The 25,842-nt window shown below is 70.1% G+C and carries 24 protein-coding genes; 11 read left to right on the top strand and 13 right to left on the bottom strand.

Going from position 1 to position 25,842, the window contains the following annotated elements; all coding sequences use genetic code 11:
- Positions 1 to 15: 15 nt before the first annotated feature.
- Complete coding sequence (locus ACFHYQ_RS27895) at positions 16 to 1,869, bottom strand: branched-chain amino acid ABC transporter ATP-binding protein/permease (RefSeq protein WP_394304123.1); 1,854 nt, start codon at positions 1,867 to 1,869, stop codon at positions 16 to 18.
- A complete protein-coding gene (locus ACFHYQ_RS27890; protein ID WP_394304122.1) occupies positions 1,866 to 2,588 on the bottom strand; it encodes an ABC transporter ATP-binding protein in 723 nt (240 codons plus the stop codon). The genes ACFHYQ_RS27895 and ACFHYQ_RS27890 overlap by 4 nt, the downstream gene beginning before the upstream one ends.
- Before the next feature lie 165 nt (positions 2,589 to 2,753).
- Here ACFHYQ_RS27890 and ACFHYQ_RS27885 point away from each other — a divergent pair, with 165 nt between their 5' ends.
- The 4 genes from ACFHYQ_RS27885 to ACFHYQ_RS27870 are packed head-to-tail and all read left to right on the top strand — an operon-like array spanning position 2,754 to position 7,608.
- Positions 2,754 to 4,310, top strand: a complete 1,557-nt coding sequence (locus ACFHYQ_RS27885) for an amidohydrolase (RefSeq protein ID WP_394304121.1) — start codon at positions 2,754 to 2,756, stop codon at positions 4,308 to 4,310.
- Between the two features lie 24 nt (positions 4,311 to 4,334).
- Positions 4,335 to 5,450 carry a phosphotriesterase family protein gene (locus ACFHYQ_RS27880; protein ID WP_394304120.1) on the top strand — a complete coding sequence of 372 codons (1,116 nt, stop codon included), beginning with the start codon at positions 4,335 to 4,337 and terminating at the stop codon, positions 5,448 to 5,450.
- Positions 5,447 to 6,517 (top strand): phosphotriesterase family protein, encoded by a 1,071-nt coding sequence (locus tag ACFHYQ_RS27875; protein WP_394304119.1) that lies wholly within the window; start codon positions 5,447 to 5,449, stop codon positions 6,515 to 6,517. The genes ACFHYQ_RS27880 and ACFHYQ_RS27875 overlap by 4 nt, the downstream gene beginning before the upstream one ends.
- Positions 6,518 to 6,570: 53 nt before the next feature.
- A complete protein-coding gene (locus ACFHYQ_RS27870; RefSeq protein ID WP_394304118.1) occupies positions 6,571 to 7,608 on the top strand; it encodes an alpha/beta hydrolase in 1,038 nt (345 codons plus the stop codon).
- A 227-nt stretch (positions 7,609 to 7,835) separates the two neighbouring features.
- On the opposite strand, the gene ACFHYQ_RS27865 is transcribed toward ACFHYQ_RS27870, so the two are convergent.
- Entirely contained in the window at positions 7,836 to 8,822 is a 987-nt protein-coding gene (locus ACFHYQ_RS27865) for an alpha/beta hydrolase (RefSeq protein WP_394304117.1), read from the bottom strand.
- A gap of 3 nt (positions 8,823 to 8,825) precedes the next feature.
- On the bottom strand, positions 8,826 to 9,815 hold the full coding sequence (locus tag ACFHYQ_RS27860; RefSeq protein ID WP_394304116.1) for an aldo/keto reductase: 990 nt from the start codon (positions 9,813 to 9,815) through the stop codon (positions 8,826 to 8,828).
- Positions 9,816 to 9,890: 75 nt separating this feature from the next.
- Between ACFHYQ_RS27860 and ACFHYQ_RS27855 the strand changes: the two genes are divergently transcribed.
- Together ACFHYQ_RS27855 and ACFHYQ_RS27850 are read left to right on the top strand one after the other, a co-directional pair.
- A complete protein-coding gene (locus tag ACFHYQ_RS27855) occupies positions 9,891 to 10,883 on the top strand; it encodes a methyltransferase (RefSeq protein ID WP_394304115.1) in 993 nt (330 codons plus the stop codon).
- A complete protein-coding gene (locus ACFHYQ_RS27850; RefSeq protein WP_394304114.1) occupies positions 10,880 to 11,629 on the top strand; it encodes an SDR family NAD(P)-dependent oxidoreductase in 750 nt (249 codons plus the stop codon). Before ACFHYQ_RS27855 ends, ACFHYQ_RS27850 begins: the two co-directional genes overlap by 4 nt.
- Positions 11,630 to 11,726: 97 nt before the next feature.
- On the opposite strand, the gene ACFHYQ_RS27845 is transcribed toward ACFHYQ_RS27850, so the two are convergent.
- The 3 genes from ACFHYQ_RS27845 to hpaD form a co-directional block, all read right to left on the bottom strand.
- Positions 11,727 to 12,431 (bottom strand): GntR family transcriptional regulator, encoded by a 705-nt coding sequence (locus ACFHYQ_RS27845; RefSeq protein WP_394304113.1) that lies wholly within the window; start codon positions 12,429 to 12,431, stop codon positions 11,727 to 11,729.
- A gap of 10 nt (positions 12,432 to 12,441) precedes the next feature.
- Positions 12,442 to 13,233: an alpha/beta fold hydrolase gene (locus ACFHYQ_RS27840; RefSeq protein ID WP_394304112.1), complete on the bottom strand. Its 792-nt coding sequence runs from the start codon at positions 13,231 to 13,233 to the stop codon at positions 12,442 to 12,444.
- A 110-nt stretch (positions 13,234 to 13,343) separates the two neighbouring features.
- Positions 13,344 to 14,201 (bottom strand): 3,4-dihydroxyphenylacetate 2,3-dioxygenase, encoded by an 858-nt coding sequence (hpaD, locus tag ACFHYQ_RS27835; protein ID WP_394304111.1) that lies wholly within the window; start codon positions 14,199 to 14,201, stop codon positions 13,344 to 13,346.
- Positions 14,202 to 14,399: 198 nt separating this feature from the next.
- Between hpaD and ACFHYQ_RS27830 the strand changes: the two genes are divergently transcribed.
- Genes ACFHYQ_RS27830 through hpaE form a run of 3 tightly spaced genes read left to right on the top strand, consistent with a single transcriptional unit; the run spans position 14,400 to position 18,284 of the window.
- On the top strand, positions 14,400 to 15,836 hold the full coding sequence (locus ACFHYQ_RS27830) for a fumarylacetoacetate hydrolase family protein (RefSeq protein ID WP_394304110.1): 1,437 nt from the start codon (positions 14,400 to 14,402) through the stop codon (positions 15,834 to 15,836).
- A gap of 58 nt (positions 15,837 to 15,894) precedes the next feature.
- Entirely contained in the window at positions 15,895 to 16,809 is a 915-nt protein-coding gene (dapA, locus tag ACFHYQ_RS27825) for a 4-hydroxy-tetrahydrodipicolinate synthase (RefSeq protein WP_394304109.1), read from the top strand.
- Positions 16,806 to 18,284 (top strand): 5-carboxymethyl-2-hydroxymuconate semialdehyde dehydrogenase, encoded by a 1,479-nt coding sequence (gene hpaE, locus ACFHYQ_RS27820; RefSeq protein WP_394304108.1) that lies wholly within the window; start codon positions 16,806 to 16,808, stop codon positions 18,282 to 18,284. Before dapA ends, hpaE begins: the two co-directional genes overlap by 4 nt.
- 99 nt (positions 18,285 to 18,383) lie before the next feature.
- On the opposite strand, the gene ACFHYQ_RS27815 is transcribed toward hpaE, so the two are convergent.
- Both ACFHYQ_RS27815 and ACFHYQ_RS27810 read right to left on the bottom strand, forming a co-directional pair.
- Positions 18,384 to 19,367 carry a nitrilase family protein gene (locus ACFHYQ_RS27815; protein ID WP_394304192.1) on the bottom strand — a complete coding sequence of 328 codons (984 nt, stop codon included), beginning with the start codon at positions 19,365 to 19,367 and terminating at the stop codon, positions 18,384 to 18,386.
- 118 nt (positions 19,368 to 19,485) lie between these two features.
- Positions 19,486 to 20,295 (bottom strand): inositol monophosphatase family protein, encoded by an 810-nt coding sequence (locus ACFHYQ_RS27810; RefSeq protein ID WP_394304107.1) that lies wholly within the window; start codon positions 20,293 to 20,295, stop codon positions 19,486 to 19,488.
- 152 nt (positions 20,296 to 20,447) lie between these two features.
- Here ACFHYQ_RS27810 and ACFHYQ_RS27805 point away from each other — a divergent pair, with 152 nt between their 5' ends.
- On the top strand, positions 20,448 to 21,374 hold the full coding sequence (locus ACFHYQ_RS27805) for a TolB family protein (protein WP_394304106.1): 927 nt from the start codon (positions 20,448 to 20,450) through the stop codon (positions 21,372 to 21,374).
- A gap of 77 nt (positions 21,375 to 21,451) precedes the next feature.
- On the opposite strand, the gene ACFHYQ_RS27800 is transcribed toward ACFHYQ_RS27805, so the two are convergent.
- Positions 21,452 to 22,300 (bottom strand): EamA family transporter, encoded by an 849-nt coding sequence (locus ACFHYQ_RS27800; protein WP_394304105.1) that lies wholly within the window; start codon positions 22,298 to 22,300, stop codon positions 21,452 to 21,454.
- A gap of 36 nt (positions 22,301 to 22,336) precedes the next feature.
- Between ACFHYQ_RS27800 and ACFHYQ_RS27795 the strand changes: the two genes are divergently transcribed.
- The gene (locus ACFHYQ_RS27795) at positions 22,337 to 22,921 is read left to right on the top strand and encodes a CGNR zinc finger domain-containing protein (protein ID WP_394304104.1); all 585 of its coding nucleotides are present in this window, start codon (positions 22,337 to 22,339) and stop codon (positions 22,919 to 22,921) included.
- Between the two features lie 6 nt (positions 22,922 to 22,927).
- On the opposite strand, the gene ACFHYQ_RS27790 is transcribed toward ACFHYQ_RS27795, so the two are convergent.
- From ACFHYQ_RS27790 to ACFHYQ_RS27780, 3 genes are all read right to left on the bottom strand, one after another.
- A complete protein-coding gene (locus ACFHYQ_RS27790) occupies positions 22,928 to 23,302 on the bottom strand; it encodes a VOC family protein (protein WP_394304103.1) in 375 nt (124 codons plus the stop codon).
- A gap of 90 nt (positions 23,303 to 23,392) precedes the next feature.
- A complete protein-coding gene (locus ACFHYQ_RS27785) occupies positions 23,393 to 24,028 on the bottom strand; it encodes a TetR/AcrR family transcriptional regulator (protein ID WP_394304102.1) in 636 nt (211 codons plus the stop codon).
- 293 nt (positions 24,029 to 24,321) lie between these two features.
- A partial coding sequence (locus ACFHYQ_RS27780) for a DUF222 domain-containing protein (protein ID WP_394304101.1) occupies positions 24,322 to 25,842 on the bottom strand: 1,521 nt, incomplete at its 5' end.

The raw sequence follows: 25,842 nt of genomic DNA, 5'->3' as shown, positions 1-25,842 counted from the left end.
TGGTCCGGCGTGGAGTCAGGCTGTCGGTTCGGCCACGGGCTCGGCGCCGGTTTCTGCGCCGGTTTCTGCGCCGGGCACGTCGGCGGGCACGTCGGCGGGCACGTCGGCGGTGCCGAGGTAGGCGGCCATGACCGCCGGGTCTTCGAGGACGGCCTCGGTGGGGCCCGACGCGATGACGTGGCCGAAGTCGAGGACGGTCACCTGCGAGCACGCGGCCCGGACCAGTTCCATGTCGTGCTCCACGAGCAGGATCGACACGCCGAACCGTTCGGGCACCTGGGCGAGTCTCCTGCCGAGCAGGAGCGACTCGGCGGCCGACTGACCGGCGGCGGGCTCGTCGAGCAGGGCGACCTTGGGCCGGGCGGCGATGGCGGCGGCCACGTCCAGCAGGCGGCGGGTGCCGACGTCGACGATGGAGACCGGGACCTCGCCCGGCGGGCAGCCGAAGAAGTCCAGCAGTTCGTCGGCCTCGGCCTTGGCCAGCCGCCGGCCCGCGCCGATCGTCAGATACTCGTACTGGGTGAGCTCAGGGGCGATGACGGTGGTCTGGAAGGTGCGGCGCAGCCCGCGGCGGGCCCGGACACTGGGGGTCAGCTTGTCGATGGGGCGGCCGTCCAGTTCGACGGCGCCCTCATAGCCGGAGACGAAGCCGGTGACCGTGGCGATGAAGGTCGACTTGCCGGCGCCGTTGGGGCCGATGAGCCCGACCACCGAGCCGGCGGGCACGGTCAGATCGACCGAGTCCAGGGCCACGACCTTGCCGAAGCGGACAGTCAGGTCCCGTACGGCCAGGCACGGCTCACCGGCCGCGGCCACCGGGGTGACTGCCGGGGTGACTGCCGGGGTGACTGCCGGGGTGACTGCCGGGGTGGCCTCGGCCGGGGCGGAGTCGGCGGGACCGGTCGCGTCCTTCACCTTGTCGAGCAGCCCTCGGGCGGCCCGCTCGCGCTTGCGGGCGCGGACCATGTCGGTCTGGCTGATTCCGCTGCGCAGGGCGAAGATCGCGAGCACGCCGAACAGCATGCCGCCAAGGTCCTGGGGCAGCTTCAGCTTGTCCATGATCGTCGCCATGATGGCGCCCATCACGCCGCCCATGATCGCGCCCTCGATGTTGTGCGGCCCGATCAGGATCGCCATCGCGAACATCGCGAGCGACTGGCCCATCGAGAAGTTGCTCGACACCACGAGCCCGAGCTGGCCGGCCAACAGGCCGCCGCCGATGCCCGCGATGAAGGCGCTGATCGCGAAGGCGGCGAGCTTGCTGCGGGCCACGGAGATGCCGTGCGCGGCGGCGGCCCGCTCCGAGTGGCGCAGCTCCAGCCAGGACATGCCCAGCCGGGTCCGGTTGAGGAGGGCCAGGCCGATCGCCAGGACGGTGAAGACGATGACCGCGAGGATGAAGTACCGCCCGTTGGTGGCGAACATCGACGGGCGCGCCACGGTCTTCAGCTCGGAGGTGCCGGGGAACTGGTTGACGTTGAGCACCAGGTCGGCTGAGACGGCGAATCCGAAGGTGATGACGGCGAGGTTGACACCGCGGATGCGCAGGGCCGGCAGCCCGATGGCCACCCCGACCGGGACGGCCGCCAGACCGCCGAGCAGCAGCCACAGCAGGAAGCCGCCGGGCGCGTCGGACAGGTTGAGCCGCATCACGACCCATGCGCCGATGGCCGCGAAGGACCACTGGCACAGCGACATCACTCCGGCCCGGCCGACGATGACGCCGTAGCTCTGCATGATCACGCCGCTGACCACGGCGGTGATCGCAAGGTAGATCCAATAGGACGACAGCAGCGCCGGGACGGCGACGCAGGCCGCCACGGCGAGGCCGAGGCCGATCGCCGTCGAACGCACGTTGATCGCGCTCATCGTGTCTCGCTCTCCGTCGGTGCCTGGCCGAAGTAGGCCTCGTGCAGCAGTGCGCTGTCGCCGCGTAGCTGGGAGCAGGGGCCGTCGAACACGACGCGTCCCTTCTGCAGGACGTACGCGTTCGCACCCACCTCGAGCGCGAGATTCGCGAACTGCTCGATGAGCAGCACCGCGATTCCCAGCCCGACGAGGTCGACGACCGCCCGCATCAGGCGCTGCACCACCACCGGCGCCAGGCCCAGGGACATCTCGTCGATGAGCACGACCTTGGGGTCGGCGACCAGGGCCCGGCCCACGACGAGCATCTGCTGCTCGCCGCCGGACAGGTGCCCGGCCTGGAGGCCGCGGCGCTTGTCCAACTCGGGGAAGAGCCGGAAGACCGTCGCGGGGTCGCCCTTGCCCGCCTGGGCGACCAGCAGGTTCTGCTCGACGGTGAGGGTACGGAACGTCGTACGGGCCTGCTCCACGTAGCCCAGGCCGGCCAGGGCCCGCTTGTAGGTCGGCAGCCGCTCGATGGCCTGTCCACCCAGGCTGACCGTGCCTTTGGTCACCGGCGCCAGACCGGCGATGCCGTCCATCAGCGTGGTCTTGCCCGCGCCGTTGGCGCCGAGGACGACGGTGACCGCACCGGGCGTGACGTCGAGTGACACGTCGTGGACGACCTCGACCTCTCCCCGGTTGATGTGGACCCCCGTCAGGCTGAGGATCGGGTCTGACATCACGCGTCCCGCAAGAAGTCGTCGGCGCTGTCGCGCTCGATGATTTTCTGCGCCTCCGGATGCAGGGGCATCGGTAACCTCCGGTTGCCGGCGTGCCCTTCAGGCACTCGCAAATCGTATCTGATTCCATGTACGTTATGCGTGTCCAAACGTGGATGTCCAGAGGTGAAGAGGTTGAGGTTGCGCAACGAAACCAGGGACGACTCCCGCAGGCACCGTGACACCCCCACCCCGGGAGACGACACCCCGGCCCCGGGAGACACCGACCACTCCCCGGCGGACATCGTGCTGACCGGGGGGCGGGTCCACACCATGGACGCCGCCGGCAGCGTCGCCGAGGCGATCGCGATCCGGGCGGGCCGCATCGCCCGCGTCGGCGGGGCCGAAGAGATCACGCCGCTGATCGACCGGCGGACCCGGGTCATCCGGCTGCGCGGCGGGGCGGTGCTACCCGGCATCAACGACTCCCACCTGCACGGCGTGTGGCTCGGCACGATGTGGCCGAACCTGCTCATGGACCAGCTGGCGGGCGGCGACCACCACGGCGACCACCACGGCGACCACCACGGCGACCACCACGGCGACCACCACGGGGACCACCACGGCGGACCGCCCCCGGCGCGTCTGGAGACGAGCGCCGACCGGCGGCGGGCGATCCTGCGCACCGCGGAGTTGCTGGCCTCGCTGGGGATCACCAGCTACACCGAGCCGGGTCTCGGCCCCGGCGAGGACGCCGGGCCGAGCGGGTGCTTCGGCTCGGCCGCGCTCCGCGACTACGCCGACCTCGCGGCCGAGGGCCTGCTCACCTCGCGCGTCACCGCGCTCATGCTGTTCGGCGAACTCGACGGTCCGAGCTCGCTCGCGGGCCTGCTGGAGGGACTGCGTACGTTCGTCCCGCCCGCCGACGTGCCCGGCCGCTTCCGCGTCGCCGGTGTGAAGATCTTCGCCGACGGCATCCCGCCGATGGGCACCGCCTGGACCGACGAGCCCTACGGCGACGGCACGTACGGCGGCCTGCTCATCGAAGGCGATACGGCTGAGCGGCGCGAGGCCGACCTCATCGCGATGGTCGACGCGGCGCACGCCGCCGGCCACCAGATCGGTGTGCACGCGACGGGCAGCCGGACGACGCGCACGGTCACCGACGCGCTGGCCACAGCTCTCCGCAAAAACGGACAAATAATCACTAAACACCCCGCACGACATTACGTCATCCACGGCGACCTGCTGCATCCGAGCACCCTGGCGGCGATGGCCGCGGCCGGGGTCGGCCTGAACACCCAGGCCGGGATCCCGGTGGCGACGCAGGACATGCTGACCGCCGTCCTCGGCCAGGACGTGCTCCCCCACGCCTGGCCGCTGCGCGACGCGCTGGCCGCCGGGGTCCCGCTCTGCCTGAGCTCGGACGCGCCCGTGCTCACCCCGGACTGGCGGGCCGGGGTCGTGGCGGCGGTGACCCGGCGGGGTCTGGACGGGCGGGTGCGCGGCGAGGCGCAGCGGCTGACGGTGGCGCAGGCCCTGCGGGCGTACACGATCACGCCGGCCTGGCAGGACGGCGACGAGGCGTGGAAGGGGTCGCTGGAGCCGGGCAAGGTCGCGGACCTGTGTGTGCTGGAGGCCGACCCACTGGAGACGGAGCCGTCGGCGCTCCCCGAGGTCCCGGTGCTGCTGACCATGATGGACGGTCAGATCGTCTACGAGAACCAGACGAATCTTATATGATGTCTTATGCGCTATAAGGATCAAGTGTCGAACTCCGAAGCGGTCGCGAGAGCGGCACACGCGCCGGCGGCCGCGGGGACCCCACGCGAACGGGTCGTCACAGTCAGGGGTGACATCGCACCGGACCTGCTCGGGACGGTGCTCCCGCACGAGCATCTCCTGAGCGACTTCACGCCGCCCGGCGAAACCCCCGGGGATCGGTCCGCGAGCGGTCTCCGCATCTACCGCGCACCGCTCACGATGGAGCTGCTCGGCGAGGTCGCCATGGGCGCTCCCAACAGGGACGACCGGCTGCTCGGTGACGGGGAACTCGCCGCGGACGAGGCCGCCTCGTTCAAACGCGCCGGAGGCGGCACGCTGGTGGACGTCACGTCCATCGGGCTCGGCCGTGATCCGGGCGGTCTGCGCCGGATCGCCGAGACGACCGGCCTCAACGTCGTCATGGGCTCGGGGTGGTACCACCCGGCGTGGGCCGGAGGACTCGCCGGCCGCGACGTCGGCAGCCTCACCGAAGAGATCGTCCGGGACCTGACCGAGGGGGTGGACGGGGTGCGTGCCGGCATCATCGGCGAGATCGCGCCGCTCGATCCGCGAGAGCCCGCCGAGCGCGCCGTCCTCGTCGCGGCGGCACGGGCGTCGGCGGCCACGGGCACCCCGATCTCCCTTGACCGCTGCGCGGACCCCGTCACACAGCGGCTGGCGCTCGATCTGCTGGCCGAGGAGGGCGCCGACCTCACCCGCGTCGCCATCGGGCACTGCGACGCGCTCTCCCCGCGTCCCGACGAGCTCGAACCGCTCCTCGATCGCGGCGTGTTCGTACAGTTCGACCGGCTCGGCCGGCTGCCCTCGGTGCACAACGTGTCCGACGACCAGGATGTGGCCGCGGCCGTCATCGAGCTCGCCCGCCGGGGCCACGCCGAGCGGATCCTCCTGTCGCACGACGTCTCCGCCAAGTCACAGCTCCTCGCCTACGGCGGCGGCGGATACGGCTTCGTCCTTCAGCAGTTCGTGCCGTACCTGAAGATGCTCGGCGCGGACGACGCCCTCATCGAGACCATCACCGTGCGGAACCCGAAACGGCTCCTCACCACCCCCACCCCCGGCCGGAAGCCGTACCCGACTCCGAAGGCAGACTCGTGAGCCGCTATCCCTTCGAGATTCCGAACATCGCCGGCAGGGCTCTCACCGTCGCGGGCCCCGTGGACCCCTCGACGCTCGGGGAGACGCTCATGCACGAGCACGTCTTCGTCGACCTGAGGCGACCGCCGCGGTTTCACCGGCCAGGCGAGGACTCCCCCGACGCCGCCGAACCGCTTACGCTCGCCAACCTCGCACGGGTACGCCACGGGAGCCCGAACGCCGACAACGACGTGATGGGCGACTTCGACGAGATGCTCTCGGAGGTGCTCGCCTTCGCCCACGCCGGAGGGCGCACGATGGTCGAGGTCTCCCCCATCGGCCTGGGCAGAGATCCCGAGGCGCTCCTCCGGCTTTCTCTCGCGAGCGGGCTCAACATCGTCATGGGCGGAGGCTGGTACACCCCGGTCTTCCACCCGGCCGACATGGACGAGCGCGGCGTCGACGAACTGGCCGACATCATCGTGCGGGACATCGCGGTCGGGGCCGACGGAACCGGCATTCGCTCAGGCGTCATCGGGGAGGTCGGCGCGGAGACTGCGCCGCTGACCGACAACGAGCTCAAGAGCGTACGCGCGAGCGGCCGCGCGAGCAGGGTCACCGGCGCTCCGATCACCTTCCATGTCGGCGGCGTCGGCGAGGAGAAGTTCCGGGTCCTCGACATCCTCGAGGAGGAGGGCGTCCCCCCGTCGAACGTCGTCTTCGGGCATGCCTCGGACGTCCTGATGGACCCGTCGTTCGCCGATCGTCTCCTCTCGCGCGGCGTCTTCGTGGAGTTCGACTTCCTGGCCTCACCCGGCAGCCCGTGGGGCCACCTCTTCCTCATGAGCGATCACAAGGTCGTCCGCGGCATCGCAGAGCTTGTCGAACGGGGTTACGCCCGCCAGATCGTGCTGGGCCACGACGTGTGCCAGAAGATCCAGCTCAAGAGGTACGGCGGCAAGGGATACGACTACATCCCGCATCACTTCCTGCCCGCCCTGCGCCGCCTCGGTGTGAGCGAGGAGGCCATCCACATGATCATGGTCGAGAACCCGGCGCGCGCGCTCACCTTCGCCCAGCCGCAGTAATGCCGACGCGGCGATCAGGACCGCCGTGACCATCAGTTCAATGAGGGAAAACCATGACAGTCACCCCGGCCTCCATCAACGAGACCCCCATCAATGAGGCCCCCATCAATGAGGCCCCCATCAACGCGGTCCCCTTCGACCCGGCGCTGAACGAGGTGCTGGAGAGAATGCCCCGCACGGCCGGGCCCACGCCGTCCCTGGAGAGCATCCCGGCGATGCGCGACGCCGGCCGGGCCATGTTCATGCCGTCGGTCGCCGAAATCATCGGCACACGGGAGATCGACGCCGAGGAACGCACGATTCCCGGGCCGGACGGCGCCCCCGATCTTGAGATCACCGTGCTGCGTCCCCGCGGACTGAGCGCTCCCGTCCCGGGGCTCTACAACATCCACGGCGGCGGCATGATCAGCGGTCACCGCTATATGGACACCGTGCGCCTCGTCGACCTCGTCGCGGAGCTCGGCGTGGTCGCCGTCAACGTCGAGTACCGCCTCGCGCCCGAAAACCCCGATCCGGCACCGGTGGAGGACTGCTACGCCGGTCTGACGTGGATGTCGCAGAACGCCGCCGAGCTCGGCGTCGACCCCGGGCGCATCGTCGTCATGGGCGGCAGCGCGGGGGGCGGTCTGTCGGCCGGGGTAGCCCTGCTGGCACGCGACCGCAAGGGGCCGCACCTGGCCGGGCAACTGCTGCTGTGCCCGATGCTCGACGACACCAACACGACCGTCTCCAGTCACCAGTACGACGGCATCGGCACCTGGCCGCGCGCGATGAACCTGCTCGGGTGGCGGGCACTGCTCGGCGAGAAGGCCGGAGACCCGACGGCCGACGTTTCGATCTACGCCGCGCCCGCACGGGCCGCCGACCTGTCGGGCCTGCCGCCCGCATTCATCGAAGCCGGCAGCGCCGAGATGTTCCGCGACGAGGACGTGGCGTACGCGACCCGGATCTGGGCGGCGGGCGGACAGGCCGAGCTGCACATCTGGAGCGGAGGTTTCCACGGCTTCGACGTCTTCGCCCCCGATCACGAGCTGACCCGCGCCGCGCTCGCCGCCCGCCTGTCGTGGCTGCGCCGTACCCTCCAAGCCTGACCCCCCAAGACCCCCCCAAGCGTGATCTTGCGAATACTTGCAAGGCATGCGTGTGACCTGCACGAACACCGTGCGTGATCTTGCAGTGCAAGATCACGAATGGTTAAGCCCCAGCTCAGCGGACATCCCTGCAAGCATCTGCAAGATCACGAACAGAGTTGCCGCAGGTCAGCGCACGCCTCTGCGAGCATTCGCAAGATCACGGCGAGGGGGGTGGGGTGGGTGGGTCAGCGGGTGGGGGAAACGGCGAGGATTCGCTGGAGCCAGGAGAGCTTGGCATCCGCGGCGGCGCGGGAGACGCGGGCACCGGGCGCACTACCGGAGAACCCGTGGTACCCGCCCGCCCACACGTGGAGCTCCGCCTGGCCGCCGGTCGCCCAGACCCGGCCGGCGAACTCCACCGCCTCGTCGCGGAACACCTCGGCCGCCCCGACCTCGACATAGACCGGCGGCAGGCCGGACAGGTCCGCGGCACGCGCCGGAACCTCATGCGGCAGCACGTCGCCGGTGCCTCTTCGGTCGCCCAGCAGCGCGTCCCAGCCGGTGTCGTTGTTGTTGCGGTCCCATGCGCCGATGCCGTCGTACTGGCGGCTCGAGACGGTCGTGTTGCGGTCGTCGATCATGGGGGCTCCCATGTAGAGACCGGCGGCGGCCGGCCCCCTTCGGTCGCGCGCCATGATGCCGACGGCCGCCGTGAGTCCCCCGCCCGCGCTGAAGCCGGAGACGAGCAGGCGCCGGGGGTCGAACCCGAGCTCCCGCGCGTGCTCCGCCATCCAGACGAAGCCCGCGTAGCAGTCCTCGGCCGCCGCCGGTGCGGGGCTCTCCGGGGCGAGGCGGTATTCGACGCTCACGCCGACGGTCCCGTACTCGAGAGCTGACTGGATCAGGCCCTCGATGCCGAAGAAGCGGGTGCCGAGGATCATGCCGCCGCCGTGGATCTCGTAGATGCCCGCGGCGCCGGGCCGCGGCCCGCCCTTGGGGCGTACTACGGTGACGGTCACGTCGGGGGCGCCTTCGGGACCCGGGACGTCGACGTCCCACCACTCGACGGCTCGGCCGCCGACGATCTCCGTCATGGGCGGGATGAGCGCCGCGAAGTTCTCGCGATTGCGGGTGATGGTGTCCGCACGTAGCGGTACGGTCTCGACCATGGCGAGGAACGCCGCCAGGCCTTCCTCCAGCTCCGGGTCGTAGGGAACGGGAATGTACGACATGGTCTAGTCAGTCCCCCATGACGCCTCGGGCCGCACCACGTCGCGGTCGATCCACAGGTCGGCGACCGCCTCGCGCAGTTCGTCACCGTGCCGCGCCAGCAGGTCGAGCGCGCCCAGGTTGTCGTCGAACTGGCTCATCCGGCTGGCCCCGAACAGCACGTTGCCCACGGCACGATGGGTGAGGCAGTAGGCGATGGCCAGCTGGGCGGGCGTCGCGCCGAACCGCTCGGCGGCCCTTTCCACCGCGGGGTAGGCCGCCCGGATGCGCTCGCGGATCCCGCCCGGGTCGGCGCCGATCTTGCGCTCGGGGTTCAGTTTGCCCGCGAGGATGCCGCCCTCGAAGACGTCGGAGGCCTGCAGCCCCAGCCCCGCCTCGTCGAACAGGCGCCCGTACGGCTCGCCCTCGGGCACCGAGCGTCGCGCCAGGCTGTATTTGAGCTGGGCGAACGAGGGCGGCGTCATTCCCTCGGCGAGCGCGAAGTCACGCGCCAGCCACAGGTCGGCGGCCGACCAGTTGTTCACCCCCCAGGCGTCGAACCGGCCGGCCCGCACCAGCTCGGAGGCGTCGGTCACCACCGATCTGATGTCGAGCTCGCCGAAGAAGTCACCGGCCACGACGAAGTCGGCGCGGTCGGTGCCGATCCGCTCCAGCGAGACCTCGATCTGCTCGGCGAAGGAGACCTTGGGGTAGTCCCACAGCCAGAGCTTGCCGCACAGCAGGTAGTCTTCCCGGCGAAGGCCGGCCTCCCGTACGACCTTGCCGAAGATGATGTCGGTCACCGCGTTCTCGGCATGCGGGCCGAAGTTGTAGTGGGCGACGTCGAAGAGGTTGACGCCGCGGCCGACGGCGGCACGGACCAGTTCGACCGCGTCGTCCGTCTCCATGCGATCCCATGTGTTCCACGAGCCGAGACCGAAGACCGGGACTTCGGGTCCCGCCGCGCCGAGCCTGCGCCTAGGCACCTGGGGTTCGTTCCCCTGATCTGTGGTCATTGAACCTCCTTCTAGCCACCTGCAACGCAAATCGTATATCATCTCCCATACTGTTTTGGTATCCAAGGAGTGCACATGTCGTCTCATCCGGAGAGTTCCGGCCCCGAGCGCATCCTCGCCGTCGCCACCGGTTACATGGCGGCCAAGCAACTGTTCGCCGCGAGCGAGAACGGCGTGTTCGCCGCGCTGGCGCAGGGCCCGGCCGGCGTCGCCGACCTGGCCGCCCGCACCGGGCTCCCCGAACGCACCGCCCGCATCCTCGCCGACGCGATGTCCGGCCTCGGCCTGCTGACCCGGACCGACGGGGTGTACGCCAACTCCCCCACGGTCGCGCGTTACCTCGCCGGCTCCGGCGACGACGTCGACCTGCGCCCGTTCCTGGCCTTCCTCGACGCCATCAGCTACCCGCACTGGCTGGCGTTCGGCGAGACCGCGCGCACCGCCAAGCCCGGCGACCTCGACCTCGGCGGCGACCGGATGGGCGTGTTCATGAACGGGGTCATGACCTACAACGCCCTCCACGCCAAGATGCTCGCCGAGAACTACGACTTCTCCCGGCACCAGCGGGCCCTGGACCTCGGCGGCCTGTCCGCCGCCTTCCTCACCGAGGCGATGACCGCGGCCCCCGGCCTGCAGGGCACGTTCTTCACCGGCGAGTTCATGATCGAGGGCGCGAAGAGCGCGATCGAGGCCGCCGGCCTCGCCGACCGCTTCGAGGTCGTGGCGGGCGACCCGGTCACCGACGAAACCCCCACCGGCTTCGACCTCGTCCTGCTCGAGCACGTGGCGCACCGCTACGACGCCGAGCAGAACCGGCGCATCATCGAGCGCGCCCGCACCGCCGCCACACCCGGCGCCACGCTCATCCTGCTCGACTTCTTCCTCGACTCCGACGAAGAGCAGCGGACCATCGACGCGCTGCACGCCGCCGAGTACCTCGTGATCGACGGGACCGTCGTCTACCCCGAGGACGAGGTGCGTGGCTGGCTGCGCGACGCCGGCTGGGAGCCCGTCGAGACCCGTGCGCTGCCGGGCAGCCCGCGCGTCATCATCGCGGAGGCCCGATGAGTACGGCGGAGACCGGCGGCCGGGTCGTCCTGGTCACCGGCGGCGCGAGCGGGATCGGCCGCGCCGTCGCGCAGGCCTTCGCCGAGGCCGGCGACCGGGTCGCGATCGCGGACGTCGACGAGGCGGCGGCGGGCAGGGCCGCGGCCGAACTGGGCGTGCTGGCCGTGACCGTCGACATCACCGACGCCGAGTCCGTCGCGGCCGGCCTGGCGCGGGTGGCCGATGAGCTGGGGCCGGTCGAGATCCTGGTCAACAACGCGGGGATCGTCGCCGGCGGCGGCCCGCTCGTGTCGCTGCCCGTCGAGGTCTTCGACCGGGTCCTGGCCGTGAACGTGCGCGGCACATTCCTCGTCACGCGGGCCGCGGCCGCTCAGATGATCGAGGCCGGCCGGGGCGGCTGCGTCGTCAACATCAGCTCGATCGGCGCCCGCCAGCCCACCCCGGGCCTGGGGCACTACGAGGCCACGAAGGCGGCGGTCGACGCGCTCACCCGCACCGGCGCCATCGAGCTCGCCGGGCACGGCATCCGGGTGAACGGTGTGGCGCCCGGCCCGGTGCACACGCCGATGACCGCCGGGCTGATGGACGATCCGCAGGCGCGCGGCGCGTGGGAGGCCCGCATCCCGCTGGGCCGGATCGCCGTCCCCGGCGACCTCACCCCGCTGGTGATGTTCCTGGCCTCCCCGCAGGCGGGCCACATCACCGGCGCCGTCGTCCAGGTGGACGGCGGGCAGCTTCTCACCTGACGGCTCGGCGGACGCCGGCGGCAGACGACACCGGACAACGGAACCGCCCCCTTCGTACGGATGATCCGTACGAAGGGGGCGGTTCCGCGTCGGAAGGTCAGGCGGACAGGGAGGAGGAGGTGTGCGAGGTGGCGGAGGTGTGGGCGTCGTGCAGCGCGTCGGCGGTCGCGACCTTGTGCGCGCAGGCCACGCGCTCGATCTCGCCGGCGTCGGCGCCGGCCTCGATGAGATCCAGCATGTGGTCGTGCTCCTCGACCGAGCGGCGGGCGCGGCCGGGCACGTAGCTGAACGACGAGCGCCGCATGTGGTCCAGCCTGGCCCATTCCGAGCTCAGCAGCGAACTCAGATGGTCATCGGGGCAGTGCTGGTAGATGGAGAAGTGGAAGTCCCGGTTGAGCGCGGTGAACGATGTGGGGTCGAACTGGTCGAGTGCCTCGATCATGCGCTTGTTGATCGCACGTGAGACCGAGATGTGCTCCGCCGTCATGATCGGAGCGGAGATCGCCGTCGCGTACCCTTCCAGCCGCGCCAGGACCTGCAGCGTGTGCTCCACCTGATGGGCGTCGAACACCGCGACCCGTGCCCCTATGTTGCGCACCACCTCGACGAGGCCGTCGGACTGCAGGCGGCGCAGCGCCTCGCGCAGCGGGATCGTGCTGACCCCGATCTCCCTGGCGAGCTGGTCCATCACCAGGCGGTAGCCCGGGCCGTAGGTGCCGTCGAGGATCCGTGAGCGCAGCAGTTCATAGCTGATCTCGGCCTTGGACGCCTTGTCGCGCGTGGTCCTCTTCGCGGAACTCACCGAAGTCCCCTCACTCTCGGCCTGTTAGGGCCTTGACGACGGCCGTGCGGAACTCGGCGCTCGCCAGGACCTGGAAGTGATCGCCGGGAACCGTGACCGGGTCCGCCGCGCCGGCGAGTCCGACGATACGCTCAATTCCGCGGACCATCATGTCGTCTTGCCCGACAACGAACACGGGCGGGGTCCGACCGGCCCAGCCGGTCGGCTCGAACGGCGTGCTCCGCAGCCCCTCGACGCAGGTGACCAGTCCGGCGGCCCGGTCGCCCTGGGCGCCGAGCATCCCGGCGAACATCGCGGTGAACGGGTCGGCCGGTTCGGGACCGCCGCCGACCGCCGCGCGCAGCGCCTCGATGTCCACCGCGGCGAACGGCTCGGCCGGGCTGAGCCCGCCGAGCACGGCCCGGCGTACCCGCCCGGGAGCGGCCTCGGGCAGCTCCCAGGCGAGCCGCGCGCCCAGCGAGTAGCCCACCACGTCGAAAGCCCCGCCGAAAGCCCCGCCGAAAGCCCCGCCGGAAGCCCCGGCGGAAGCCCCGGCGAGCGCGCCGTCGAGTGCGGCGAGCAGCGCCACGGCGATCGCGCCGGCCCCGGCCTCGGCGGCGGCCGCCGGGGCGGGACTGTCCCCGTGGCCGGGCAGATCGGCCACGACGGCAGTCCGCCCGGCGTCGGTCAGCGCGGCGACCGTACCGGTCTCGACCCAGTCACGGTGCCCGTCGGAGCACAGGCCGTGGATCAGGAGCACGGGCGGCAGGCCCTCATCGGGCTGGTCGGGGGTGTAGGTCTGGACGGCCAGGGGGGTCGCCATGGGTGAGCACCTCTTCATAGCAGGTTTCACATACGATTTGTGATCCTACTGCACGGGTACCCTCTTCAGAGAGCCCGGGAGCCCTCACCCGTCGACTTCATTCGGTGGCTTCATTCGGCGAAGGCGGGCACGGGGAAGTCGACGACGACCTGGCCGGTGCCGGTGCTGCCGAAGTAGGGGCACAGCAGTTCGCCCTTGCCGGTGTAGCCGTCCCAGCCGAGCAGGCCGAAGAGCATGGCCGTGTCGGCCATCGCACCCTCGCCCGCGCACCGCGCGTTGTAGTCGGGGAGCATCGCGAGGAACTCCCCGAACCTGCCCTCCTTCCACATCTCGAGGACCGCCAGGTCGACCGTCCGGTTGATCTCGCTGCTCACGTCGTCGAGCATGGTCTCGGCGATCGCGTTGGGCGGGAAGGCGTGCGACAGGGACCCGCTGGCCAGGAAGGCCACCTTGCGGTCGCTGCGCCGTACGGCACGCAGCAGGGCCTCGCCGATCCGGCGGTTCTCGTCGATCGTCGAGTACATGTTGCAGCCGATCGGCAGCACCCGGATCGAGGAGTCGCCGTTCATGAAGTACATCGGGACCAGCGTGGCGTACTCCAGGCCCAGATCCTTGTAGGTGTGCACGCGCGCCTTCTGCCCGCCGGCGACGATCTCCTCGCGGACCAGCTCGGCGAGCTCGGCATCCCCCTGGTAGTCGTACTCCAGGTCATGGATGAAGTGCGGCAGCTCGTGGCTCGTGTAGGAGCCGTGGTGCCGTTCTCTGCCGTTGAGGTGGAAGCCGATGCTGTTGAGCCAGTGGCTGTCGGCGACGAGGAAGGTGTCGGCGCCGCGCTCGCGGGCGCGCCTGCCGACCTCCTTGAGCGCCTCCTCCGCGGGGCGGCGGATGCCGTAGTGCTTACCCGGCTGGATGGACAGCCAGATCGACGGCACATGCGTGATCTTGGCGGCCAGAACGATCTCTCCCATGACGCATCCTCCCAAGGGTCGTGGATTGGGACAATTAGTACACCGGTGAGGAGTCGCTTGTCTCGGCGTCACCTGGGTGGCCCCTGACACAGGGCGCCGACCCGGTCAAATCATGTACGAATCCAGATATCTTTGTCTATAGTGCTCGTCCCTCTGATCGGCTATCATGCATGAAGTCGTATACGATTTGGAGGAGGGATGATGTTGGACCACCCACTCGGGCTGGCCCCAGGGAAGATCATCGCGGTGCATCTCAACTACCGCAGCCGCGCCGCCGAGCGCGGGCGGACCCCGGCGGTCCCCTCCTACTTCCTCAAGCCATCCTCGTCGCTGTCCTGGTCGGGCCGGCCGGTCGTCCGGCCCCACGGCTGCGATCTACTGGCCTTCGAGGGCGAGATCGCCCTCGTCATCGGCGAGCGGGCGCACCGCGTTCCAGTCGAACGCGCGCTTGAGCACGTCGCGGGATACACGGCCGCCAACGACTTCGGCGTCTACGACTTCAAGCACGCCGATCTGGGATCCAACCTCCGGGCCAAGGGCCAGGACGGCTACACTCCCGTCGGCCCGGCGGTCCTCACCGACGTCGACCCCGCGAAACTGCGGCTGCGCACGTACGTGAACGGGCAACTCGTCCAGGACGCCGGCACCGACGAACTGCTGTTCGGCTTCGACCTGCTCATCGCCGACCTGTCCCGCCTGATGACGCTCGAGCCCGGCGACCTCATCCTCACCGGCACCCCCACGGGGTCCACGGTCGTACGGCCCGGCGACGTCGTGGAGGTCGAGCTGGAAGGGGCGGGACGGCTGCGCAACGAGATCGTCGCCGATCCCGGCGAACTCGCCGCCTACGGCGTACAGCCCAAGGTGAGCGAGGAGACCAGGGCCGCCGCGTACGGCACGGCCCACAGCTCCGCCTCCGACTCCGGGCGTCCGCCGCACCCGCTGGACGAGCAGACCGTCACGGCGCTGCGCTCGGTCTCGACGGCGACGCTGTCGTCGCAGCTGCGCAAGCGCGGCATCGACCACCACTTCATCGAAGGAGTCCGCCCCGCCCGGCCCGACCTGCGCATGGTCGGCGTGGCGCGAACCCTGCGCTACCTCCCGCTGCGCGAGGACGTGTTCGCCGAGATCGGTGGCGGGATGAACGCGCAGAAGCGCACGGTCGAGGAGATCCGTCCCGGTGAGATCCTCGTGATCGAGGCGCGCGGCGAGCACGGCGCCGGGACCATCGGCGACATCCTCGCCCTGCGCGCGCTGCGGCGGGGCGCGGCCGGCGTCATCACCGACGGCGGGCTGCGCGACAGCCCGTCGTTCTCCGGTCTCGACCTGCCCGTCTACTTCGGCGCGCCGCACGCGGCCGTGCTCGGCCGCCGCCACGTCCCGATGGACTCCCAGGTGCCGGTGGCCTGCGGCGGCGTCCTCGTCATGCCGGGCGACGTGCTGGTCGGTGACGCCGAGGGCGTGGTCGTCATCCCGCCGGGCCTGGCCGCCGAGGTCGCTCGCGACGCCGCCCGGCAGGAGGACGAGGAGCGCTTCATCTACGAACGGGTGAACGAGGGCGCGTCGATCGACGGGCTCTACCCGATGAACAAGGCCTGGCGGGAGACCTACGAGTCACGGCGAGACGCCCGATGACCTCCCCCTTCTGTTTCGGCCCCTTCTGTTTCGGCTTGGACTCCCAAGGAGTGATCTCATGAAGTTCAGATCGGATCCGGCGACCATCCGCGGGTCCATCGCTCCGGTGGTGACCCCCTTCACCGCCGGAGGCGAGCTCGACGTCGACTCGCTGCGCGCGCTGGTGCGCTGGCAACTCGACCAGGGCTCGCACGGCATCTCCACCGGCGGCTCCACCGGCGAGCCTGGAGCCCAGAGCGCCGAGGAGCGGATCGCGGCGATGACCGCGGTGGCCGAGGAGACCGCCGACCGGGTGCCGTTCCTGCCCGGCACCGGCTCGGCCAAGCTCGACGAGACGCTGCGCCTGACCGCCGAGGCCGAGCGGCTGGGCGCCGACGCCGCCCTCGTCATCACCCCCTACTACGCCCGGCCGACCCAGGAGGCGCTGTTCCGCTGGTACGCCACGGTGGCCGGAGAGTTCCCCGGCCTGCCGATCGTCATCTACAACGTGCCGTCCCGGACCGCGGTGGACATCGCCCCCGAGACCGTCGCCCGGCTGCGGCGCGCCCACGACAACATCGTGGGCATCAAGGAGACGACGAAGGACTTCGAACACTTCTCCAAGGTCCTGCACCTGTGCGGCCGGGACTTCCTGATGTGGTCGGGTATCGAGCTGCTGTGCCTGCCGCTGCTGGCGATCGGCGGCGTCGGTTTCGTCAGCGCGGTGGCCAACCTGGCGCCGGCGGCCGTGGCCCGGATGTACAACGCCTACGTCGAGGGTGATCACCAGACCGCCCTGGACCTGCACTACGCCCTGCACCCCCTGGTCGATTTGCTGTTCGTCGAGACCAACCCGGCCCCGGCCAAGTGGGTGCTGGAGCAGCGCGGACTGATCGCCTCCGGGCACGTCCGCCCCCCGCTGATCACTCCGACCGACGCGGGGATCGCCCGGATCAAGGAACTGCTGGCACAAAGCGAGGAAGTCACCCGATGAGCACCGCCCCGTCCAAGATCGAGCACTACATCGACGGGGCGTACGTCCCGAGCGTCTCGGGCGCGACCTTCACCTCTCTGGAACCGGCGACCAACGAGCCCTATCTCACGGTCGCGGCCGGTGGCGCCGAGGACGTCGCCGCGGCGGTCGCCGCGGCGCGCCGGGCCTTCACCGAGGGCCCGTGGCCCAAGATGCCCGCCCAGCAGCGGGCCGCGATCCTCCGCAAGATCGCCGACGCGATCGAGAAGCGGGACGACCAGATCGCCACGCTGGAGTGCCGCGACACCGGTCTGCCGATCACCCAGGCGCGCGGCCAGGCCCACCGGGCCGCGCACAACTTCCGCTTCTTCGCCGACGTGATCACGACTCTCGGGGAGGACGTCTACCGGGTCGCCTCCTCCCAGCTCAACTATGTGTTGCGTAAGCCCGTCGGTGTGGCCGGTCTGATCACTCCGTGGAACACCCCGTTCATGCTGGAGACCTGGAAACTGGCGCCCGCGCTCGCGGCCGGCTGCCCGGTCGTGCTGAAGCCCGCCGAGTGGTCCCCGGCCTCCGCCGGCCTGCTGCCGCAGATCATGGAGGAGGCGGGCCTGCCCACGGGTGTGTTCAACATCGTCCACGGCATCGGCGAGGAGGCCGGGGCGGCCCTCGTCGCGCATCCCGACGTGCCGGTGATCTCCTTCACGGGAGAGACCACCACCGGTCAGATAATCATGCGCAACGCGGCCGACCATCTGAAGACCCTCTCGATGGAGCTGGGCGGCAAGTCCCCGCTGCTGGTCTTCGACGACGCCGACCTGGACCGGGCGCTGGACGCCGCGGTGTTCGGCGTCTTCTCCCTCAACGGCGAGCGCTGCACCGCCAGTTCACGGGTCCTCGTCCAGGACACGATCTACGACGAGTTCGTACGGCGACTGGCCGAGCGGGCCTCCCGCGTCCGGGTCGGCGCCCCCGACGCCCCGGACACCGAACTGGGCGCACTGGTGCACCCCGAGCACTACGCCCGGGTCATGGAGTATGTCCAGATCGGCGTCGACGAGGGCGCCCGTCTGGTCGCCGGCGGCTCACGCCCCGAGCACCTGCCGGCCGGCAACTTCCTGTCGGCCACGGTGTTCGCCGACGTGACGCCCAAGATGCGGATCTTCCAGGAGGAGATCTTCGGCCCGGTCGTGTGCGTCACGCCGTTCTCCACCGAGGAGGAGGCGCTGGAGCTGGCCAACAACACCCGGTACGGCCTGGCCGCCTACCTGTGGACCAACGACCTGCGCCGCACGCACCGCCTCGCCCAGGCGATCGAGTCGGGCATGCTCTGGGTCAACTCCCAGAACGTCCGTGACCTGCGCACCCCCTTCGGCGGGGTCAAGGCCAGCGGCCTCGGCCGCGAGGGCGGCAAGCACAGCATCGACGTCTACACCGAGTCGCACATCGTGCACCTGGCGACCGAGGATCTGCCCGTCCCCCGCTTCGGCGCCTGATCCACCGGCGGCACAGGCCCAGCACGTGGTCCCTGGGAAATCCCTCCCCCAGGGACCACCCGGCCGACCCTCCGGAAAGAGAATCCCGGGCCGAAACCGCTATGAAGTGGGACGGTCAGAGGGCGTCAGCGTGATCGGTTCGGTGGCGAAGCGGGCGGTGCGCGGGTCGCGTTCGGTGCCGAACCGGTGGGTGAGGATTTCGTACAGCTCCGGCCTGCGTCCGGCCAGCCACCTTCGGCCGGTGGACAGCGGAATCAGATCCAGGTCGAGATCGGCCACGACCATCGCGTCATCGGCCGCCCATGTCTCGGCGAGGATGCGCCCGTAGGGGTCGAGCAGCATCGCGTTGCCGGTGCGCACCTCGTCATCGTCGCGTCCCACCCCGTTGCTGAACACCACGAACATGCCGTTGTCGTGGGCGCGGGCCGGCAGCCAGCGCATGAGCCAGCCGCGCCCGTTGGGACCGCGGAACTCGTCCTCGATCGCCGCCGGGTCCTCACGCCGGTTCTCCCACAGGCGCAGGGGGATCGGCCGCATGCTGTGCGGACTACGCGAGGCGGTGCCGCCGGTCTGATGCGGTGCGATCAGCACCGAGGCGCCCTGCAACGCGCACGCCCGCACGTTCTCCACCAGGTTGTTGTCCCAGCAGATCAGGATCGCCATCCGCACACCCCACGGCGTGTCGAACACGGTATAGCCTTCACCGCTGGAGATCGCCTCGTGCTCGAACGCGTGCAGCTTACGGTGCACTCGTACGGTTCCATCGGGCAGACACAGCGCGTAGGAGTTGAACAGCCGGCCGCCGTCGTCTTCGAGGAACCCGGCGCCCACACCGACGCGATGCCGCACCGCCAGCTCGCGCACCGCCGTCACCAGCGGACCGTCCACCGGCTCGGCCAGCTCGCGCAGCCGGTCGGCCGAGTAGCGGCGCAACTGCCAGTAGCCGAGCAGGCACATCTCCGGGCACGCCACCAGGTGCGCGCCGGCCGCGGCCGCCTCCTCGGCGAAATGCTCCACCCGGCGCAGGTTGTACCGCTTGTCATCGGCACGATGCTCGAACTGCACCGCCGCGACCCGCAACATTCCGGCCACACGGGCCCCCTCATCGGATAGTCGTTCAGATCGGTCCACTTGCGGATCCGACCCCCCGAACCGCTATCACCTTCGTGGTCGTCGTTTCAAGCCGGGCTCCACCGCTGCTTCATGACTGATCGGGTGGGAACTGGTCGGCGATGAGCGCCAGCAATGCGGCGTGCGTCTCCTGGTCGGCCGCCACGACGAGCCCGCCCGTCCCGGTGTGCGCCGGCTGACCGTGCAGGCCGGTCACGACGCATCCGGCGGCCCGGCACAGCGCGATCCCGGCGGCGAAGTGCACGCTGTCGTGCAGATGACGGCCGTCGGTGACGTACGCGGCTCGGCGCCCCGCGGCGACCCAGGCGACCGCGAGCGTGGTGGAGACGACGCGTGGGCGGAACCGCTCGGCGAACCCCGCCTCGGCGAGCAGTCGCGCCGCCTGAAAGCTCGGCGCGTTGGGAAACGGCGGGTCGAGGTTGACGTCCACCAGTCGCGATTCGGGCGACGGCGTGAGCCTCTCGTCCACCCCGTCGCGGCGGACGTACGCGTGATCGCCGTCCGTCCAGAACACCTCTTCGGCGAACGGGTCGCCCGAGGCCGCCGCCGTGATCTCCGAACCCGTGCGCAGGGCGGCGTTCACCGCGACCAGCATGCTCCGCGCGGCGTAGTTCAGCGTGCCGCACAACGGGTCGACCAGCCACATGCGCTCAGCCCCGTACGAGCCCGAGCGTCCGCTCTCCTCTCCCGTCACGGCGTCGCCTGGCCGGGCGGCGCGGATCGCGCCGAGGATCGCGTTCTCCGCCGCGATGTCGGCGGCCGTGGCGAAGTCGCCCGCGCTTTTCTGGACCCGCGGCAGGGATTCCCCGTACATTCCGCGTACGACAGCGGCTCCCGCCTGCACGGCCGCGACGGCCAACTCCACGTCTGTGATCACCATAGGCGCAGGATAAAGCCCGGCCACGCTTGCAGGCTGCTTACAGCATGGTGGGCACGCCGCGATCAAGAGCTGTGCAAGCGGTCGGTCTTTCACTGGGCGCGACCAGCCCGGCGTCGATCATGCCGGGAAGCGACCGTACCCAGGAGAACACCATGAAGCGCACCGCACTCGCTCTGGCCGTCACCGCGATCACCGGCCTCGCCGTCCTCCCCTCCGCCGCCGTCGCCACTACCGCGACGACCACCGGGTCCACTGGAACGGCACCGAAGCCACTTGCGGGTGTCGCCGTCTACTGGAGTTGGGACAAGGGGCATCCGATCAGCCGCTACGAGCCCGGCAAGGGGTTCACCAAACTCGGCAACGCAACGGACGCCTTCCAGTTCTCCGTGTCTCCCGACGGCACGAAGCTCGCCTGGATCACGTGGGGCGGCAAGCTGCACATCCGCACCGGGGGTAAGGAGAAGGTCGTCGCCAAGGACGCCGCCGGAGGCTTCCCCTGTGCCACGCCAGTCTGGTCTCCCGACTCCGCACGTGTCGCGTACCTGGGCGGCGACAGCCACACGGGCGTTTCAACGCTCACAATCGTGAAGGCGGACGGCACAGGCGTACGCAAGGCCGGCAATCCCCGCGGCGTCTGCCACCTCGCCTGGTCCGCCGACGGCCGGCGCCTCGCCGGATACACCGGGGAGACCGACGGCGTCTACATATTCGATCTGAAGACCGGGAAGTCCGTCCGAGCCAAGGGCATCAGACTGGCCAACCACGTGCAGAGCCTGTCCCCGGATGCCAGGAAGGTCGTCGTACGCACGCTGTCGCCGACCGAGCCCGGGGGCGACGGGCTCTGGCCGGGAGGGTTCACCCCGACGGTCGTCGACACCGTCACGGGCAAGCGGGTGCCCATTCCGGTCAAGGGGACCAAGGTGGGCGCGTTCTACCTCCCCGACGGCCGCCTGGTGGTCCGCGTCCTCGGCCGCACGCACAACACCCTGGTCGTACTCGACTCCGCCGGCCGGGAACTGCAGCGACTCGCCGAACCGGCGCAGGCCCGGAACCAGGCCCTGCTCCAGCTCGTCAGCTGACCCCGTCGCCTGTCAGGAAGCGGCTGCTGCGCGGGGCGGCCGGAGCGAGGCACGCTGCAAATCGATTACCGCGACGATCAGCAGGACCCTCCGATGACCTGGCCGAGAGTGAGTGCCTGACCGAGCCACTCCCAGGCAAGAAGAGCGCCGAACAGCGGCTCCAGCGAGATGGTGACGGCGCCGACTGTCGCCCCGACGCGAGCCGTTCCCCAGGAGAACAACAAGAACGGAACAAGCGTGCCGAACAGGCCGACGACCACCGCGCCGAACAGCAGCCCGGGTCGCTCGAACAGCTCGGGCATCCCTTGTGGGACCTGATAGCCCAGCCACAGGACCGCAGCGAGCGCGAATGCCCACACGTTGGCGGTCAACGCTCCGCAAACGCCCGCCGCGCGGGCACCGTACATCGAGAAAGCGGCGACGGCCACGGCGGTGAGCAGCCCGAGGCCGACCCCGGCCAGGTCGATGCGCCCGAGCTGCGTCGCAGGCAACCGGACCACAAAGGCGACGCAGGCCAAGGCGACGGCCAACCCGAGCACGGTACGCCACCCCGGAGGTCGGCGCATCGCCACTGCACTCCCCGCCACGACGAATGCCGGGGCGAGGTTCTGCAGGACGAGCGCGACGGCCACCGGAAGTCGGCTGATGGCCAGGAAGAGGCATGCGTTGGCCACGGCCAGCGACAGCCCGAAACCGCAGATCGGACGCCATGCCACCCGCGCCCGGCCGGGTGCCGTACGAGCCGCGCTCGTGGACCTCCGACATGCCATGAGCGACGCCAGGCCGATCAGGGCGATCCAGGTGCGTACGGCTACGACTTCCAAGGGGTCGGCGCCTTTCTCGAAGAGGGCACTGGCGATGGTCCCGCCCAGCCCCCACAGCACCGAGGCGACCACCACCGCCACCAGACCCCCGCGTGACCGCATGCCCACCTCCCGTTAAGTAACCTATAAACTCGTTTGATGGTTAGTCAACGCTCGGTTGGTCAGTCCAAGCGGCAGGACGCGCCCGGAGCACTCGAAATCGTGCGCACGTTCATCAACACGCGTGATCTGGAACTGACGACAGACGACCTGTCGGATCCCGAAGGGTTGCGTGACTGGTTGAGCGGACACGGCCTGCTGGATCCGTCCGCTTCGGTTTCACCTGGGGAATGGCGACAGGCGGTGGAGGTCCGTGAGGCTCTGCGCGCACTGGCGCGGCGCAACTCCGGCAGGCCGATCTCCCCAGAGGACACAGCGGCCCTGAACCGGCTCTCATGCGACGCCGATGTGCGACTCCGCTACGACCTGGACGGCACGCAGACTCTCGGCCCCCGCCACGGCGAGGGTGTACGGGAAGCCCTCGGCCGCATCTTGGCGATCGTCGGAACGACCACGCTTGACGGCACTTGGCAACGGCTCAAGGTGTGCCCGGCCGAAGGCTGCCTGTGGGCGTTCTACGACCACTCACGAAACCGCTCGGGGACCTGGTGTCAGATGGCCGAATGCGGCAATCGGGCGAAAGCCCGCGCCTACCGCCGCCGCCACAGCAACGCGGCGGAGTAAAAGACGTCATTCCGCGGTCATCACCTCGTACAGGTTGCTCGCGGCGTCGACGAAGAACAGACCGCGGGCGTAGAGCGGATGATCGATGCGGCCGTTGTCCCGGTCGGCGGGGTCGTTGCCGTACGGTACGCCGACCGCGCGCAGGCGAGCCAGGATCTGGTCGAAGGTGGCCGCGTCGACGTCGAAGGCGAGATGGACCCCGCTCGGGTCGCCCACCGTCATGAAGTCCAGGGTCAGTTGCTCGTTGACCCGCACCGGGGCGAAGTGGCCGGCCCGGCCGGTGAGCGGCAGGCGCTCCAGGCCCATGATCGAGGCGAAGAAGTCGGCCTCTCGCAGATGGTCGAGAGCGGGGACGATGGTGTGGTCGAGGGTGACGGTCATCGTGTCGGCCTTCCTTCTGGAACACTGCGTTTTTCGAACACATTTCCCGGCATCTCAGACTTTTCGGATGCATCGGGCCCTTCGGATACATCAGGCTTTTCGGGCGACACCGTGCAGGAGGACGTCCACGACTTCCCGAGGAGACGGCCGCGCGTCGGCCGCATCACCTTCACCGTCGGAGCCGGCGGGACCGACGTGCCGGGCGAAGAGCATGCCGAGCAGGATCGAGCCGACCTTGTCCGGCTCCAGGCGCAGGGCCGCCCGGTCGGGCTCGATCAGTTCTGTCACCCGTTCGTGGATGGCCCGCAGGAAGGCCTCTCGCCCGCCCGGCTCCCGCCGTTCGCGCGTGCCGCCACGCGAACGGTGCCCACCTGAGGCGTACATGGCGCCGATCACCGCACCCATGCGTTCCAGGTGAGCCCGCAGGGCCTCGATCGCCTCCACCAGTCGCGCGTCGAGCGGTTCCTCCAGCGGGATCGAGGCCAACTCGTCGAGCACACGGTCGGGGTTCATCGCCTCGGCCACGCACGCGTCCAGCAGTTCGTCCTTGTCGGCGAAGACCCGGAAGATCGTGGCCTCGCCGATGCCGGCCGCCCGCGCGATCTTGCTGGTGGTGACCGCCGCTCCGTACTCGGTCACCAGGGGCAGCGCCGCCGTCACGATCACGGCGCGGCGCTGTTCGATGCTCATTCCCGGCGCACGCCGCCGGGGAGGGGGTTCTGTCATGCCCTTCAAGTTACGGAGTGAGCGCTCACTCCGTCAACTTCAATCTTGGGTGTATCGCCGCAAAAGGGGGAGCCATCGTTCTTCAGCATCCTGTCCGCCTTCGACATGCCGCTGGGCGCCGGGCCGGCCGATCGGTTCGTTCTCCCCGCCGCCCGCGGCGCCGCAGCGTTCCTCCGCGGCGCCACCTCCGACCGATCGGGCCCTGACCGAGGATTTCCTGGCCATGCGAGGGCAGGGGCCAATCGGCAGGTAGCAGGGGGCCGTACGAGTGCGCTCTGTCGTTTCGACCGGATCTATCTGCGTGTGGTCGCGTACGAGGGGCCGGTGTAGGTGAAGGCCCATCGGTCGGGGCCGATCTGGCGGCGTCGGTAACGGTCGGGACGCAGGTAGCGATCTCTGTTGTGCCACTGACATGCCGGCCCGAGTTTGGCCAGGTCGGTCAGACCGCCTTCGCTCCAGTTGTCCAGATGGTCGACCTGACACATGCTCGCCGGGAGGGGGCAGCCTTCCACCCAGCAGGTGTCATAGCGGGCCAGGACCGCGCGACGCTGGGCGGCGGTGGCCAGCCGGACCTTGCGGCCCATGTCCAGGACCTGACCATCGGCGTTCATCACCAGACGCATCAGCGTGGAGGTCCGGGCCAGGCGGTGCACGTCGGTGATCGGCAACAACTGTCCGGTGGACAGCAGCAGCCCCGGCAGGGTCCGAAGCACGGCCTGCCATCGCCAGTCCGCGAGCCCGCCCATCTCGTCTGGACCGCCGCTCCTGTCGCGGTCTCTCACCCTGCCTCGGCCGCCGTTTCGGCGGCTCCCCACCTCGTCAGGGGCACCTCTCCCGCCAGGACGGCCGGGACCACCGATCCGACGCACCCGACCATCGTCCGCGGACTCACCCGGCGCGGTCTCGTTTGGACCGGATTCCTCCTGCTCGGCCCGCCGATCGGGCTTGGCCCCTCCGGCTTCCTTCCGATCGACCCCGGGGCCGGATCCGGTGCGTCGGAGTTCTTCCCGATTGGTCGCATAGTCGGCTTCGCCCGGTCGTGCCTTACCCGGTCCGACCTTTCCCGGCCTGGCCGTGCCCTGTCCGGAGCTTTCATGCTCGGCAGCGTCGGCCGTCTCGGCAATGCCGGCCTGTCTATCGCTCACCGTCTGAGCGGTGTCCGCCACTTCAGTGGAGTCCGCCGCTTCAGCGATGTCCGCGGAACCGGCCGTACCGCCGGCTGCAGCGTCCTCGTTCTCCCCCGCGTGACAAACCTCGTTGCTACCGCTGTCATCAGGTGCGGCACACTCCCCACTGCGGGTAGCGATGCCATCAGCGAGAGTGCCGTCGACCGGGTCGGCGACATCCCCGATCGAATCACTGCTCCCGCACGTCCCCCTGGCGAAGTCACCATTGGTCGGCTCGCCCGCAGCCGCGCCGCTCCCCGGAGGCTGGTAGCCCCCGCTCATGACATCCTCACCGGGCATGTGATCACCCTCACGGGTCGCCCCCGCCTGGGCGTCGTCCCTCTGGACAGCGTCGCCGGGAGCGGTGTCGGTGGGAGCGGTGTCGGTGGACGACGGATCGCCGACTGGCCCGTCGTCGGGGAGGGATTCGGCGTTGACCAGCACCAGCAACTCGGCGGTGATCTGCTGCTCCAGCAGTGCGATGAACGCGTCGGCGTTGCGGACCCGAAGCGGCCGGTCGTCGCCCTTGGCCTTGGGTTTGGCGTAGGCGTCGAGCAGGGTGCGCAGCCGGGCGGCGGCCTCCCGCGGCAGGCGGAACTCGCCCTCCATCCCGCCCGAGTCGGTCTCCCGCACCAGCAGGAACCGGGC

This window comes from Sphaerimonospora cavernae, assembly GCF_042435035.1.
GTDB lineage: Bacteria > Actinomycetota > Actinomycetes > Streptosporangiales > Streptosporangiaceae > Sphaerimonospora > Sphaerimonospora cavernae.
The sequence above is the reverse complement of the archived record's forward strand: the minus strand, read 5'-3'. Positions and strand labels throughout refer to the sequence as shown.

What these genes read in the sequence shown, in the direction of transcription:
- ACFHYQ_RS27785 (WP_394304102.1), bottom strand. Translation starts at nt 24,028, where the DNA reads ATGACAGAACCCCCTCCCCGGCGGCGTGCGCCGGGAATGAGCATCGAA.
- hpaE (WP_394304108.1), top strand. Translation starts at nt 16,806, where the DNA reads ATGAGCACCGCCCCGTCCAAGATCGAGCACTACATCGACGGGGCGTAC.
- ACFHYQ_RS27890 (WP_394304122.1), bottom strand. Translation starts at nt 2,588, where the DNA reads ATGTCAGACCCGATCCTCAGCCTGACGGGGGTCCACATCAACCGGGGA.
- hpaD (WP_394304111.1), bottom strand. Translation starts at nt 14,201, where the DNA reads ATGGGAGAGATCGTTCTGGCCGCCAAGATCACGCATGTGCCGTCGATC.
- ACFHYQ_RS27830 (WP_394304110.1), top strand. Translation starts at nt 14,400, where the DNA reads ATGATGTTGGACCACCCACTCGGGCTGGCCCCAGGGAAGATCATCGCG.
- ACFHYQ_RS27840 (WP_394304112.1), bottom strand. Translation starts at nt 13,233, where the DNA reads ATGGCGACCCCCCTGGCCGTCCAGACCTACACCCCCGACCAGCCCGAT.
- ACFHYQ_RS27850 (WP_394304114.1), top strand. Translation starts at nt 10,880, where the DNA reads ATGAGTACGGCGGAGACCGGCGGCCGGGTCGTCCTGGTCACCGGCGGC.
- ACFHYQ_RS27790 (WP_394304103.1), bottom strand. Translation starts at nt 23,302, where the DNA reads ATGACCGTCACCCTCGACCACACCATCGTCCCCGCTCTCGACCATCTG.
- ACFHYQ_RS27805 (WP_394304106.1), top strand. Translation starts at nt 20,448, where the DNA reads ATGAAGCGCACCGCACTCGCTCTGGCCGTCACCGCGATCACCGGCCTC.
- ACFHYQ_RS27865 (WP_394304117.1), bottom strand. Translation starts at nt 8,822, where the DNA reads ATGTCGTACATTCCCGTTCCCTACGACCCGGAGCTGGAGGAAGGCCTG.
- ACFHYQ_RS27895 (WP_394304123.1), bottom strand. Translation starts at nt 1,869, where the DNA reads ATGAGCGCGATCAACGTGCGTTCGACGGCGATCGGCCTCGGCCTCGCC.
- dapA (WP_394304109.1), top strand. Translation starts at nt 15,895, where the DNA reads ATGAAGTTCAGATCGGATCCGGCGACCATCCGCGGGTCCATCGCTCCG.
- ACFHYQ_RS27860 (WP_394304116.1), bottom strand. Translation starts at nt 9,815, where the DNA reads ATGACCACAGATCAGGGGAACGAACCCCAGGTGCCTAGGCGCAGGCTC.
- ACFHYQ_RS27800 (WP_394304105.1), bottom strand. Translation starts at nt 22,300, where the DNA reads ATGCGGTCACGCGGGGGTCTGGTGGCGGTGGTGGTCGCCTCGGTGCTG.
- ACFHYQ_RS27870 (WP_394304118.1), top strand. Translation starts at nt 6,571, where the DNA reads ATGACAGTCACCCCGGCCTCCATCAACGAGACCCCCATCAATGAGGCC.
- ACFHYQ_RS27855 (WP_394304115.1), top strand. Translation starts at nt 9,891, where the DNA reads ATGTCGTCTCATCCGGAGAGTTCCGGCCCCGAGCGCATCCTCGCCGTC.
- ACFHYQ_RS27815 (WP_394304192.1), bottom strand. Translation starts at nt 19,367, where the DNA reads ATGTTGCGGGTCGCGGCGGTGCAGTTCGAGCATCGTGCCGATGACAAG.
- ACFHYQ_RS27795 (WP_394304104.1), top strand. Translation starts at nt 22,337, where the DNA reads ATGGTTAGTCAACGCTCGGTTGGTCAGTCCAAGCGGCAGGACGCGCCC.
- ACFHYQ_RS27810 (WP_394304107.1), bottom strand. Translation starts at nt 20,295, where the DNA reads ATGGTGATCACAGACGTGGAGTTGGCCGTCGCGGCCGTGCAGGCGGGA.